We start from the raw sequence: 12,475 nt of genomic DNA on the forward strand, positions 1-12,475 counted from the left end.
CTAAAATCCAAATTAAATTTGGAGTGACCGTGATTGGAGCGTCGGTGTGAAGACTCTTGCGGGCTCACCGCCCGCCAGCAGAAAGCGAAACGCCTGAATCGGAAATCAACAGCTAATTTTAAAAACTAAAGAAAGACTGTAGACAAACTCGATTTCCACCCGAGTGTGTCTACAGTCTTTCTTTTTATTCATTCCTCCATTCTGATATTAAGGGCCCGTTTTTCCCGAATACGGGATCAAAATCTGGCATGGGTACTTGTTTTATTTCCGAAATCATCTCAGGGCGATTTCCAGAGTCACCTGTTTTCAAATTGTAAGTCCTCCCATTTGGATAAGCGCCTAGAACCATGAAATCAGGGCTTGCCAGAATACATTTATGTCCAGTCCCTGCTGGGAGGATCATTACATCACCTGTTTTCACTTCAATAGACTGTCCTTGCTCACCACCAAGCATAATGGTCGCTGTGCCCTGCATCACACCAAGAACTTCATGAGTATTGCTATGAAAATGATGATAATCAAAAATCCCTCCTTCCCAGCTGTTTCTCCAATTGTTTTTGCTGAATCTTTCTTCTATCTCATTTCCTTTTCCAAATGCATGTTTGTAAATAAGAACCGGTAGAACGGGGTTGTTGGGGATGATTCCATCATCCTTAAAGTGAAGACTTTGACTATCCATAGGCACCTCCAGCTTTTTTCTAAATATGTTCCCTTTCTTGCTTGAGCAAAACCACGTATGGCTAAAGTGTAGAGAATCTTCCATCTAATTGGCGATGATGCTGCCTCTTCCTGCGCGTAAGATAAAGGTGTAAATCAGCAAATGGAAAGGGGACTAATAAATGGAAACATCTAACCAAGTGGTTATCATCAAGGGTGCTTCAAAAGGATTAGGAAGAGAGCTCGCACTAGCTTTTGCAAAACAGGGAGCGTTTTGGCACTGTGTGCACGGAACGAGGAGTTACTGTTCCAGGTTAAAGCGGCGGTAGCGGAGGAATTAGGGGCGATCGTTCTAGCTGTTGCCGGGGACCTATCTATAGGAAGAGATGTGGAGAAATTTGCGGCATGTATTGATCTGGAGAAATGGTTGAATCAGTACAGACCAAAAACACCCCTTAGCTGTGATAGGGGGTTCTTATTGTGAATGAGCTTTTAGCTTTTCTAATAATTCAAATGCCGTATCGGTAGTTAGTATCTGTCCGTCAACCTTAGCATAAGGTGATTGTCTACAGGTTTTACACTCGCTTAGGCATTCGTATTCTTTATATTCAACACGATTTGATGAAAAAAATTCTTCATATCGAGGAAATGATTGTTCATCAACGAATTGATCCAAATTGTTTTGGCAGAACTCCACTTTTAATTTCTTTTTGCTTGAAAATATCTTAGAAAGGAATGTTGGCATCTCTAATCTCATCCTTTAGCTTAGTATGGTCATCCATATTATATCACCGACACGTCTGCAACACGATTATCAACCATTGTCTGGAAACCTCGAAGAAGCTTAGGAATTATCTAGGTTAAACGCTATGATTCTTTTTTTCTTCAGTATGTATGCGGACGATTCTAAGGTATCTATCTGCCTGAAGGGTAGAAACTGTTTCAGTAATGGTGAAAGAAATTGAAGAAGGCATTACATAATTCTCAGTAAAATAGGCTGTGAAACAACAGCTTGTTTGATATTTCGAATAAATGTAAATAAATGGTTTAGATTAGGCATATTTACATATTTACATATTGAAGAAAAGGTTTAATATAGGTGTACAAAGCATGGTACATCAACATATCATAAGTTTGGGCTAAACCTAAGGGAGTCTATATACTCATTAATGATAAATAGATAAAGTGGAAAATTTAACGTGAAAGTGGTAATATAAATGTCGTAGCATTAATTTGTTATTTTTATGTAAAACCTTTCATAAGATGATTAAGGCAAGCAGCAGATTTGTCCTTTTACGCAAATAGACAAGTGAACTGATGCTTCAATTGTAAAAATTTGTATTTTTCTTGACATCTTCACCAAGAGTGATACTATTTACTTTATGTGCAAAGTCTCTCTAATGCTGTTTTGAGGGCTTTTTATTTTTGAATGACAATTAAATCTAACTAATAGATTAATAGAGGTGAAAAAGTTATATGGACAAATTAAAAAAGGGCCAATCTTTATTGCGACATAAACTAATTGGTTTCTTCTTAATTGCGGTTGTACTTTTCTGGATTAAGACATATATTGGATACCGTGTTGAATTTAACTTAGGAGTAGAAAGTAAAATGCAGGAATTTCTGCTATTTATTAACCCAGTTAGTTCAGCCATGTTTATCTTTGGGCTTGCGCTTTTAGCTAGAGGGAAAAAAGCATATAAATGGATTATTGGATTAAACTTTGTTATGTCTTTCCTCTTATATGCGAACATTATGTATTATCGCTTTTTCAGTGATTTCATAACACTTCCTACCCTGACTCAAACAAAAAATGCTGGAGATCTTGGACAAAGTATTACGGCACTTATGAATCCTTATGACTTTATGTATTTCCTTGATACAGTGATTTTATTAGGACTTTACTTGTTTAAAACAGTAAAAGTCGAAACAGGAAGAATGAATCGCCGTAAGGTAGCAGTGGTCTTTGCCTGCGCGGTTGCTATTTTCTCAGTTAATCTAGGCTTGGCGGAGCAGGATCGCCCGCAGCTCCTTAAAAAAACGTTTGACCGAAATTATATTGTTAAATATTTAGGTATGTACAATTATACGGTATATGATGCAATTCAAAATACAAAGACATATGCTCAGCGTGCAACAGCTAACAGTTCAGATATTGCTGAGGTTGTGAACTATACGAAGGCTACTACAGCCTCACCAAACCCTGAATACTTTGGTAAAGCTGAAGGAAAAAATATTATCTATCTTCACCTTGAATCCATTCAGGAATTCATCATTGACTATAAATTAAACGGCGAAGAAGTAACACCGTTCTTAAATTCACTTGCTGACAGCAAGGACTTTATGTACTTTGATAACTTCTTCCACCAAACCGGCCAAGGTAAAACAGCAGACGCAGAATTTATGTTAGAGAATTCTCTGTTTGGTCTGCCTCAGGGAGCGGCCTTCACAACACAATCTCAGAATACATTCCAGTCTGCTCCTGCTATTTTAGGGCAAAAAGGATATACATCAGCTGTATTCCATGGTAACTATAAAAGTTTCTGGAATCGGGACAAAATGTATAAGGCACTTGGCTTCAATCAATTCTTTGACGCTAGTTACTATGATATGAATGAAGATGATGTGATGAACTACGGATTAAAAGACAAACCGTTCTTTGAAGAGTCTATTCCGTTAATTGAAACAATGGAACAGCCATTCTATGCCAAGTTTATCAGCTTGTCTAATCACTTCCCATATCCACTTGATCCAGAAGAAGCAACGATTGAGAAACATACGACTGGTGATTCATCGGTAGATAATTACTTCCAAACGGCAAGATATGCAGATGAGGCTTTGGAACAATTCTTTACTTACCTGAAAGAGTCTGGACTATATGATAATTCTGTCATTATTATGTATGGTGATCACTATGGTATTTCTGATAACCATAATGCAGCTATGTCTCAAGTGCTTGGTAAAGAAGTTAATAAATTTGAAAATACCCAATTACAGCGTGTACCGCTATTAATTCATGTTCCTGGTGTTGAAGGCGGCGAGATGCATCAATATGGCGGGCAAATTGATATAATGCCAACGATGCTTCACTTATTAGGCATTGATACTAAAGATTATGTTCAATTTGGTACAGACCTATTATCGAAAGAGCACCGTGAAGTGGTCCCATTCCGTAATGGTGATTTTATCACTCCAAATTATACGGTTTTAAAAGGCAAAAACTATGATACAAATACGGGTGAGCTGGTCGAAGAAAATGAAGAAATCATTCAAAATCAGAAAATGGCTCAAACTATGCTCGAGCTTTCGGATAAAGTAGTTAATGGAGACTTGCTTCGCTTCTATACTCCTAATGGCTTTAAACCGATTGACCCAGCAAATTACGATTACACAAATACCGAAGAAGAAACAGATTCGGAAAAATAATAGAAGTATCCGGCTGTCGAGATAAACTCGGCAGCTTTTTAAAAACCCTAACCAGTTAAGGTTAGGGTTTTTAATTTATAGGACCATAATGATTAAGTAGGATGTAGCAAATGTTATCCACGCATTACCGCTGGTTAAAGGGTGGATGAGAAGAATAACAGTGGCAATTAACACAATAGCTTGAGAAATGGTAATTCGAACTAAAGACTTGTTTTTTGCCTCCTTTAATAAGAACATGACTGCAAGAATGATAAATCCTGTTCTCCAAACGAGACTGATATCCATCCATTCTGCCTCCTTTATTTCAATGATGGGTCTAGTTTTACCCAGTAAGTTGGTTTTAATCATAGAAATTTTGGTTATCTTATGAGTAAATCAGTCGAATTTCATTATGTACAGATAGATAGTTGTTATTTATAGTGTGGAAAGGGTAAAGTAGGGTAATGACCATTTAAATGGAGGAGGATACGGAATGTTTATTGTCTACTTAAGTTTAGTAATTGTGATTTTTTCCTTAGCTTATCTTGCTTTTCGGGCTTTTAAGACATATAAAGATATGAAGCCAGCCCTAAAAAGCCTTAATGAAACGTCCGTTAGATTACAAGGAAGGATGGAATTGCTTAAGGAAGAAGCGGCTCATTTGACTCAGACACAGCAGGCGATTACTGATGATGTACAGTTGAAAAAAGAATCAGTTCAATATACTATGGATTCTGTAAAAGCTGTTCCAGCGTCATTAAAACAAGTATGGTATGCTGTTAAAGGAATGAATGTCAAAAATCCTGCTGTCAGTGCTAGAAAACGGGATCGGGTTTAAAATAGAATAAACAATAAGTTTCTAGGGTTCCGCAGGTTAATGCCTGGTCTGGTCCGAGAGAAACGCGCGAATTTGCGTACACGGAGGGATAAAAGCCCGGGAGATATCTATGGATACCTCCCGGGCTTTTTTTGGTCTTAACTAATTAATATGCAGCATGATTCAAGGAGGAGATTGGATATGGCGTGGATTTTTTTACTTATTGCAGGAGTTTTTGAGGTGGTCTGGGCAATCAGTCTAAAGTATACAGAGGGATTCACTAAATTATGGCCTACGGTTGTAACAATCATTGGAATGGTTATTAGTTTTTATTTTCTCTCAGCAGCTATTAAGACGCTTCCAATTGGAACTGCTTATGCAATTTGGACTGGTATTGGCGCATTGGGTGCCGTAATCATGGGAATCATTCTTTTTAATGAACCAAGAAGTGTTTCTCGTTTAGTTTTTGTTGGATTTATATTGGTTGGAATTATAGGGTTGAAAGTTACCTCCTCTAATTAAGGCATGATCATTTTTACTCCATAAGAATAAATCAATTGATACGGCGGATAATAACTGTATCAACTTAGAGGAGTGAAAATGATGAGAAAATCTGCCGCAATTATAGCTAGTAGTGTAATGGCCATATTTATTGGAGGATGTTCAGCCAATAATGATAACCAGAATACGGATGTAGGGATGAATAATCGAGACAACCCTAATACACCTAATGTAAATCAAGTTAGAAACGGAGATTATATAACGCCGAGAAATGTTAATACAAATGATGCGGGAGTTAGAGACAATACTAACGGAAAAGATATGCGCCTGTCAGAAGACATTTCTAAAAGCCTGAATGATTTGAAAGAGATTAAACGTTCAACGGTAATCGTGGTTGGGGATCAGGCATATGTTGCCGCACAGCTTACAGATGATAAACAGACGCGTTTTTCTAAAGAGGTAAAGCAGAGAATAGCCAAAAAAGTGAGAGAAGCAGATCGTACAGTCAAACATGTTTACATTTCCACTAGTCCTAACTTTGTTAAGCGAATGGATCAATATGCAAGAGATGTGAGGAATGGAAAACCACTCTCAGGTATGTATGAAGAATTCAGTTCTGTAGTAAAACGGGTTTTCCCGCGGGCATATTAGTGAGATGGTTTCAGATGCGCTTCGAGCTCATTTTTGTGCGAAAACAGGTATGTGCTGTGCGCAACAGCTACTTTCTTGTGCGGAAGCCCTGTTCAGATATATTTGATTTTACAAAAACCAGCCTTCCAAAATTGGGAGGCTGGTTTTTGTACGCATTATTATTTTTCTTCTGTAGTAAAGTCACATTCTTCTAAAGGAATTACTTTTGTTTTTTTGATGAATTTATAGCCTAACCAAAGTACAAAGAATAAAGGCAGGCCTATATATGCACTGATTGCCCCTAACCAATCAATTGAACCACCGGTAAAGGCTTCATAGTTTTGCCCGAATATAACAACGAGACAGACGCCTAGAGCGAATATAGGGCCAATTGGGAATAGCTTTGACCGATAGGGAAGATCGTTTAAATCTCTTCCTTGGACTACATAGGCTCTTCTGAAACGGTAATGAGCAATAGCGATACCTACCCACGTGACAAACCCGGCCATACCAGAAGCATTTAGGAGCCAGACGTATACCACACCATCACCAAAGAGGGTAGTAGAAAAGGCAAGGGTACCAACAAGGCTTGTCATAATTAGTGCATTAACTGGAACGCCTCTCTTATCTAGTTTACCAAGGAACTTAGGGGCTTTCCCATCCCGTGCAAGATCCCATAGCATCCGTGTTGATGCATACATTCCAGAGTTACCAGCAGAAAGAACAGATGTTAAGATAACGGCGTTCATTAAGGAAGCTGCGAAGGCAAGTCCTGCTCGTTCAAACACGAGTGTGAATGGACTAACCGCAACGTTTTCACTAAGAAGACGAGCGTCTGTATACGGAATAATCATTCCGATGACAAAGATCGCTAAAATATAAAATAAGATAATTCTCCAGAAAACGGAGTTGATGGCCTTAGGGATTGTTTTTTCTGGATTCTCACTTTCTCCGGCAGCAATTCCTAGAAGTTCTGTTCCTTGGAATGAGAAGCCAGCCACCATAAAGATACCAAGAATGGTGAAAAATCCGCCGTTAAATGGTGCACCTTCAATTGTAAAGTTAGAGAAACCGATTGTTTCTCCACCCATGATTCCGAAAATGATTAATATACCGGTAATTAAGAAGATGATAACGGTTATGACTTTAATAAGAGCAAACCAATATTCTGCTTCACCGAATCCTTTAACAGACATGTAATTAAACAAAAACATTATAATTAAAGCAAGCGCGCTCCAAAGAAGAGACGGACTGTCTGGAAACCAAAATTTCATAATCAACACAACAGCGGCAAGCTCAGCTGCAATGGTGACTGCCCAGTTATACCAATAATTCCATCCAATCGCAAAACCGAAAGAAGGATCAATAAATCGTGAAGCATAAACCCTGAATGAACCAGTGACAGGCATGTACGCTGCCATTTCAGCTAGGCCAGTCATTAAAAAGTAAACCATAAGTCCAATTGCTGCATATGCGACTAATGCTCCGCCTGGTCCAGCCGTATGAATGGCTCCCCCGCTGGCAAGGAAAAGACCAGTACCAATGGTTCCGCCTAGAGAGATCATTGTTAAATGCCGTGCTTTCAGTCCACGTTGTAGTTGACCGTTTGATGATTGTGAATTCTTCACTGAACTAACACTCCTTTAATATTTAGAAGAAAAAAGGCACAAAAAAACAGCAGTCGAAAAAGATCGACGGCTGTTGACAGTCCGTTTATCCTTCCGAAGATAGCACCCCACGTTAAAAAACGTGACAGAGATGTTCCTATTTGAAAACATCGCCAGCGTGGGTATACAATGTTATACCCAAACTTCGGCAACTTATCCTTTCTGAAGGAGTCAAAAATTTTCATTGAATCTCGTCCTTCATACTTTTATAAGCTGCAGCCTCTAACTCATCGGTTAATGAGGAAGTATTAAATTAATTATGTTAAAATTATAAATGACTTTAAAGTAGAGTGCAATGAATAAATATGGAAGCAATTCTATTTATGCGTTAATGCATTCAATTAGACAATAACCGTGCTGGATTTTTTTCTAGTTGACTACGGTCATGGAGGTTTTCCAATCTGTTCTAGAGGTAGTAATATGGTCGTTATGAAGAGCTTTTCTACAACGCGGTCATTATAAAAGCAAATAAAACCAAAATGTATACCTTCTTGCACGGTATGAAATATTATCCATCCTGCGATATAGTTGAGATTTTGCTTGGATAAAGTATAATGGATAAATGGCTTTAAGTAGTGCTTGCATTGTTAGGGGAGATTTAAAATGGAACAGCAAAATAGATTTTCAAATCGCATCGACTACACCTTAGTTTTTATCTTATTTCTATTATGTATTTCTAGTTGTATCGCCATATACAGTGCTATGACAACAGGGCAGTATACGGAAAACTTTCTAGTAAAACAAATATTCTGGTATGCCGTGGGTGTGGGCATTATCGCAGCGGTAATAACTTTAGATTCTGATCAATTAATGAAAATTTCTTGGTATGCATACGGTTTTGGACTATTCTTGTTACTTTTACTTATTATTGCACCAGAAAGTATCGTACCAGTTCGAAATGGTGCTAAGAGTTGGTTTATCATCCCGGCACTTGGATCCATTCAGCCGTCGGAGTTTATGAAGGTCTTCCTGATCATGGGATTGGCCAAAACGATCTCTAGTCATCATCCAAAATTCATGATAAAAACAATTAAAACAGATTTATGGCTGTTAATTAAATTAGGTATTGTTACAATGGTTCCACTTGCACTTGTTATGCAGCAGCCTGACCTTGGGACTTCAATGGTGTTTATAGCCATCATGCTTGGAATGATGTTTATTTCAGGAATATCATGGAAAATACTTTTGCCGATTGTGTCGGCGGTTGCTTCAATTGGATCATTGATTTTATATTTAGTATTGAAACAGCCTGCCTTACTAGAAAAATATTTAGGCGTAAAGGAATATCAGTTCGGTAGGATTTACTCTTGGCTTGATCCGTATAACTATTCGAGTACAACGGGCTTTCAACTGACTAAGTCACTGCTGGCAATTGGCTCAGGACAAACGACGGGTAAAGGTATCGGTTCTCGTGAAGTCTACCTCCCGGAAAGTCATTCCGATTTTATCTTCAGTGTAATTGGCGAAGAATTTGGTTTTGTTGGTTCAAGTATTTTGATTAGTTTATTCTTCTTATTAATATATCATTTAACCAAAACTGGCATGTATACGAAAAATCGTTTTTATACATATCTCTGTGTTGGTGTGATTAGTATGATTACTTTCCATGTCTTCCAAAATATTGGGATGACAATTGGGGTCTTGCCAATTACGGGTATTCCTCTTCCATTTATCAGTTATGGAGGAAGTTCACTAATGGGGAATATGATGGCTATGGGACTGATCTTCAGCATCCGCTATCATTATAAAAAATACATGTTTTCTTCAAATAGTTAGTAAAAAACGCTTGTTGTTAAGACCTTTTCAGGTCATTAGCAATAGGCTTTTTTTTTAGTTGGTTTTTATAGTCTAAAATTAGGTAAAAACTGAATTTATAGGTTTTTAGTCCTGGTAAAAAGGGAATAGGTAGAAAAGAAATTTATCCCGGGGGACTACAGCATGCATACATACTCAAAAAGCCATGGTTCAAATAACTATATAATCGGAATCAGTTTACTAGTTATTATTATGATGGGGCTGCTATTCAACATACATCTGGTTTACCTGCTTATTGTTGGCCTGATACATGGATGCTGCGTAATCCATGTATATAAAACCGAGAACCAAAAGAATAACCTTATTCACTATGGAACCGCCACCTTTAATCATCAAGGAAAGATGACGACAATTAATGAAAAAGGGAAAGAAATTCTGTTTGCTAATCCTTCTGAAAGCATGGATGATTGGGAGCTTATAGATGAATATGGTTTACCTATAGCACGAGAAAAACGGCCATCTATTCTAACACTAAGGAATGAGCAGCCCATGCAAAACCAAATGATTGGCTTAAAGCATAAAAGCAGCGGTCAAGAGAAATGGCTTCTTCTGCACACTAATCCAATTCTTTCAAAGAAGAGACAAATAGATGAAGTAGTTATCGTTTTTACAGAAGTATCTTTCTTACTTCAATATAGAAATGAGATGCAAAATCGTAACAATCAGTTGAAGCTCCTATCCTTAACAGATGGGTTAACTGGAATTCCAAACCGGCGTTATTTTGAGGAATACTTACATGACGTATGGGAGGACATGCGTAAACAAAAAAAAACAATGACGCTGATTATGCTTGATATTGATTATTTTAAGAAATTTAATGATACATATGGTCATATAGAAGGAGATATTTGTCTTAAAAAAATAGCGAAAGTCTTGGAGAAAACGGTCAATGATTCAGGAAAGGTGTTTCGTTATGGGGGTGAAGAGTTTGCGGTCATCCTTCCGAATGCGAATGAATACACTAGCACGAAACTGGCTGCTAGATTAAGACAAGAAGTAGAAAAATTGAGAATACCGCATTCAGTGTCAACTGATCGTGCCTATGTAACCGTAAGTACAGGAGCAACTTCTTTTGTTCCTCAGGACATGGAGAGTGTAGAGAAGTATGTTAAATCAGCGGATAATCAATTGTATGAAGCGAAGCGGAACAGGTGTCGGGCTTGCTAATTCTAGTCAATCATTCATACTATTTAATCATTGAAGCTAGTAAAGGAGGAATTTGATGACTGAACAGTTTAAAGCACAATTTGACGCACTCCTCGAAAAATATTCAGAGCTATTACTTGGAAGCGGCGAGGAAGAATTGAAGGAAAAAGTTCGTTATTATGCGTTATATACTCAGATTTCAAAAACCATGCCTGCACTCGTTAAACATTGGAATCAAATCTATCCAGACAGTAAACAAGAAATGATACAGCTGATTGCGGAGATTAAGCAATTGAATGATGCTCACCGCAATAAATCAACTGAATAATAAGGAGGAGGCGTAAAGCCTCCTTTTCTTTTTAATGAAGAGAATAAGGAAATTGGTTTTCGTAGTCAGTAAATTGTTGATGTGATTGGCTTATTTTCTGAGTCTCAGCTTTTTCGAGACTGTACCAGCCTTTTTGGAACATTAGATTGTATAAGTTCCGCTGCATCTCGGCTGTTTCATTATAGATAGAAAGAATGTCTTGATATAACTCTTGGTGGCTTGCTTCATTAATTGCCGTATCATAGGAACTTTTCATATACTTTTCTGTGCTTAAAAGATCATTGATAAAATCCCGCTCGTTCATTTGCGGCGTTTTAGGTACTGGTGTTTCTGGATTCTGAACTTTATTTTGGTTTTGATTATCCATAGGAAAGCCTCCTCAGACTATTGTAGTTGTTGTTGACCGGCATCCAAGTGTGAGAGAATTTTCTCATAATGTCTTTGGTGCATTTGTCCACATTCATTTATCGCCGTGACAAGCTGAGGGTCCGTGCACTGAGTTGCGTAGAAATGGGCTTTTTTAAGTGCTGACAAATTCCATGAAAGCATGTCTGTAATATAGAGAGCATCCTTAGATGTTATAACCTTCGGAGGTTGTGCCATGGTGCTTTGTGTTTGCTGCTGATTGGACTGTTCAAATGATTGGTTCTGCATTTGTATCCTCCTTTTCAAGTAAACGAACTTTCTTACTTTCCCCTCGTCAAAAAAAACTATACAAAATAAATATTTTTTGAAGATTTGAATTATATATCCATTATATTAAATAAATGGTAATATAATCTTGCGATAGTTTTCCCCTTGCTTTATAAAAGGGAGGGATACAGGAGGCAGCTATATGGAGAAAGCAATGAGAGATTTTTTTCTGTTCTTATCGAAAAATAGAGGTATGACAAAATTAGCTAAAAGATATGGGCTGCGCTTTGGAGCAAAACGGTTTGTGGCTGGAGAAACAATTGATTTTGCAGCAGAAGCGATTAAGGATTTAAATGATCAAGGGTTAGCTGTAACGATAGATTACCTGGGTGAATTTGTGGATAATGAAAAAGAAGCGAATGAAATGGCTGAAAATTGTCTCATTGCGATTGAAGAGATTGGTAAACGGGGTCTCAACTCACAGCTTTCTTTAAAATTAACGTCTATGGGTCTGGACTTAAATGAAAACGTTGTCATGAATAACATGCGAAGGATTCTTGATAAAGCGCAAGAACATAATGTATTTATTACCATTGATATGGAAGATTACGAACGATGCGGTAAGACGATCGAAATTTTTAAAAAGCTAAAAAGGGAATATGACAATATTGGTACGGTTATCCAAGCTTATCTTTACCGAACAGAACAAGATATTCGAGAATTAAATGAGTTTCAACCTAATCTTCGTCTTGTTAAGGGTGCATACAAAGAATCACCTGAGGTGGCTTTCCCAGAAAAGAAGAATGTCGATGAAAACTATAAAAACATTATCCGGATGCATTTAGAAAATGGAAATTATACGGCCATTGCTACGCA

At 37.6% G+C, this 12,475-nt stretch carries 15 protein-coding genes and 2 riboswitches; of the genes, 9 read left to right on the plus strand and 6 right to left on the minus strand.

What is annotated here, in order from left to right; all coding sequences use genetic code 11:
• Positions 1-184: 184 nt before the first annotated feature.
• On the minus strand, positions 185-679 hold the full coding sequence (locus AC52RT_RS17265; RefSeq protein WP_495541889.1) for a cupin domain-containing protein: 495 nt from the start codon (positions 677-679) through the stop codon (positions 185-187).
• 160 nt (positions 680-839) lie between these two features.
• Here AC52RT_RS17265 and AC52RT_RS17270 point away from each other — a divergent pair, with 160 nt between their 5' ends.
• A complete protein-coding gene (locus tag AC52RT_RS17270; protein WP_495541890.1) occupies positions 840-986 on the plus strand; it encodes a hypothetical protein in 147 nt (48 codons plus the stop codon).
• Between the two features lie 146 nt (positions 987-1,132).
• On the opposite strand, the gene AC52RT_RS17275 is transcribed toward AC52RT_RS17270, so the two are convergent.
• Entirely contained in the window at positions 1,133-1,402 is a 270-nt protein-coding gene (locus AC52RT_RS17275) for a DUF1450 domain-containing protein (protein WP_495541891.1), read from the minus strand.
• Positions 1,403-2,133: 731 nt separating this feature from the next.
• Here AC52RT_RS17275 and ltaS point away from each other — a divergent pair.
• The gene (ltaS, locus tag AC52RT_RS17280) at positions 2,134-4,083 is read left to right on the plus strand and encodes a lipoteichoic acid synthase (RefSeq protein ID WP_495541892.1); all 1,950 of its coding nucleotides are present in this window, start codon (positions 2,134-2,136) and stop codon (positions 4,081-4,083) included.
• 75 nt (positions 4,084-4,158) lie between these two features.
• Here the strand turns inward: ltaS and AC52RT_RS17285 are convergent, their stop codons facing one another.
• Positions 4,159-4,368 carry a hypothetical protein gene (locus AC52RT_RS17285; RefSeq protein WP_040375873.1) on the minus strand — a complete coding sequence of 70 codons (210 nt, stop codon included), beginning with the start codon at positions 4,366-4,368 and terminating at the stop codon, positions 4,159-4,161.
• A gap of 187 nt (positions 4,369-4,555) precedes the next feature.
• Here AC52RT_RS17285 and AC52RT_RS17290 point away from each other — a divergent pair, with 187 nt between their 5' ends.
• From AC52RT_RS17290 to AC52RT_RS17300, 3 genes are all read left to right on the plus strand, one after another.
• The gene (locus tag AC52RT_RS17290; protein WP_495541893.1) at positions 4,556-4,900 is read left to right on the plus strand and encodes a DUF948 domain-containing protein; all 345 of its coding nucleotides are present in this window, start codon (positions 4,556-4,558) and stop codon (positions 4,898-4,900) included.
• Between the two features lie 10 nt (positions 4,901-4,910).
• A riboswitch (guanidine-I (ykkC/yxkD leader) is annotated at positions 4,911-5,005 on the plus strand.
• Positions 5,006-5,080: 75 nt separating this feature from the next.
• Positions 5,081-5,401, plus strand: a complete 321-nt coding sequence (gene sugE, locus AC52RT_RS17295; RefSeq protein ID WP_340847084.1) for a quaternary ammonium compound efflux SMR transporter SugE — start codon at positions 5,081-5,083, stop codon at positions 5,399-5,401.
• Positions 5,402-5,482: 81 nt separating this feature from the next.
• Entirely contained in the window at positions 5,483-6,031 is a 549-nt protein-coding gene (locus AC52RT_RS17300) for a YhcN/YlaJ family sporulation lipoprotein (RefSeq protein WP_495541894.1), read from the plus strand.
• A 158-nt stretch (positions 6,032-6,189) separates the two neighbouring features.
• On the opposite strand, the gene AC52RT_RS17305 is transcribed toward AC52RT_RS17300, so the two are convergent.
• Positions 6,190-7,638, minus strand: a complete 1,449-nt coding sequence (locus tag AC52RT_RS17305; protein WP_495541895.1) for an amino acid permease — start codon at positions 7,636-7,638, stop codon at positions 6,190-6,192.
• 92 nt (positions 7,639-7,730) lie between these two features.
• A riboswitch (Lysine riboswitch) is annotated at positions 7,731-7,910 on the minus strand.
• Positions 7,911-8,280: 370 nt separating this feature from the next.
• On the opposite strand from AC52RT_RS17305, the gene AC52RT_RS17310 reads away from it, so the two are divergent.
• The 3 genes from AC52RT_RS17310 to AC52RT_RS17320 all read left to right on the plus strand — a co-directional run bounded on the left by AC52RT_RS17310 (position 8,281) and on the right by AC52RT_RS17320 (position 10,966).
• A complete protein-coding gene (locus AC52RT_RS17310) occupies positions 8,281-9,453 on the plus strand; it encodes an FtsW/RodA/SpoVE family cell cycle protein (protein ID WP_495541896.1) in 1,173 nt (390 codons plus the stop codon).
• Positions 9,454-9,615: 162 nt separating this feature from the next.
• Positions 9,616-10,659, plus strand: a complete 1,044-nt coding sequence (locus AC52RT_RS17315) for a GGDEF domain-containing protein (protein ID WP_495541897.1) — start codon at positions 9,616-9,618, stop codon at positions 10,657-10,659.
• A gap of 55 nt (positions 10,660-10,714) precedes the next feature.
• Positions 10,715-10,966, plus strand: a complete 252-nt coding sequence (locus AC52RT_RS17320) for a DUF2573 family protein (RefSeq protein WP_495541898.1) — start codon at positions 10,715-10,717, stop codon at positions 10,964-10,966.
• Positions 10,967-10,997: 31 nt separating this feature from the next.
• On the opposite strand, the gene AC52RT_RS17325 is transcribed toward AC52RT_RS17320, so the two are convergent.
• Positions 10,998-11,333, minus strand: a complete 336-nt coding sequence (locus AC52RT_RS17325) for a spore coat protein (protein ID WP_495541899.1) — start codon at positions 11,331-11,333, stop codon at positions 10,998-11,000.
• 17 nt (positions 11,334-11,350) lie between these two features.
• Positions 11,351-11,620, minus strand: coding sequence for a hypothetical protein (locus tag AC52RT_RS17330; RefSeq protein ID WP_495541900.1), 270 nt, complete (start codon positions 11,618-11,620; stop codon positions 11,351-11,353).
• 181 nt (positions 11,621-11,801) lie between these two features.
• Between AC52RT_RS17330 and AC52RT_RS17335 the strand changes: the two genes are divergently transcribed.
• Positions 11,802-12,475: proline dehydrogenase family protein (locus AC52RT_RS17335; RefSeq protein ID WP_495541901.1), on the plus strand; the 674-nt coding region annotated here is incomplete at its 3' end.

This window comes from Peribacillus sp. (assembly GCF_059453735.1).

Bases quoted from the DNA above. Each gene is read 5' to 3' on its own strand.
- AC52RT_RS17265 (WP_495541889.1), bottom strand. From the start codon at position 679: ATGGATAGTCAAAGTCTTCACTTTAAGGATGATGGAATCATCCCCAAC.
- AC52RT_RS17270 (WP_495541890.1), top strand. From the start codon at position 840: ATGGAAACATCTAACCAAGTGGTTATCATCAAGGGTGCTTCAAAAGGA.
- AC52RT_RS17275 (WP_495541891.1), bottom strand. From the start codon at position 1,402: ATGCCAACATTCCTTTCTAAGATATTTTCAAGCAAAAAGAAATTAAAA.
- ltaS (WP_495541892.1), top strand. From the start codon at position 2,134: ATGGACAAATTAAAAAAGGGCCAATCTTTATTGCGACATAAACTAATT.
- AC52RT_RS17285 (WP_040375873.1), bottom strand. From the start codon at position 4,368: ATGGATATCAGTCTCGTTTGGAGAACAGGATTTATCATTCTTGCAGTC.
- AC52RT_RS17290 (WP_495541893.1), top strand. From the start codon at position 4,556: ATGTTTATTGTCTACTTAAGTTTAGTAATTGTGATTTTTTCCTTAGCT.
- sugE (WP_340847084.1), top strand. From the start codon at position 5,081: ATGGCGTGGATTTTTTTACTTATTGCAGGAGTTTTTGAGGTGGTCTGG.
- AC52RT_RS17300 (WP_495541894.1), top strand. From the start codon at position 5,483: ATGAGAAAATCTGCCGCAATTATAGCTAGTAGTGTAATGGCCATATTT.
- AC52RT_RS17310 (WP_495541896.1), top strand. From the start codon at position 8,281: ATGGAACAGCAAAATAGATTTTCAAATCGCATCGACTACACCTTAGTT.
- AC52RT_RS17315 (WP_495541897.1), top strand. From the start codon at position 9,616: ATGCATACATACTCAAAAAGCCATGGTTCAAATAACTATATAATCGGA.
- AC52RT_RS17320 (WP_495541898.1), top strand. From the start codon at position 10,715: ATGACTGAACAGTTTAAAGCACAATTTGACGCACTCCTCGAAAAATAT.
- AC52RT_RS17325 (WP_495541899.1), bottom strand. From the start codon at position 11,333: ATGGATAATCAAAACCAAAATAAAGTTCAGAATCCAGAAACACCAGTA.
- AC52RT_RS17330 (WP_495541900.1), bottom strand. From the start codon at position 11,620: ATGCAGAACCAATCATTTGAACAGTCCAATCAGCAGCAAACACAAAGC.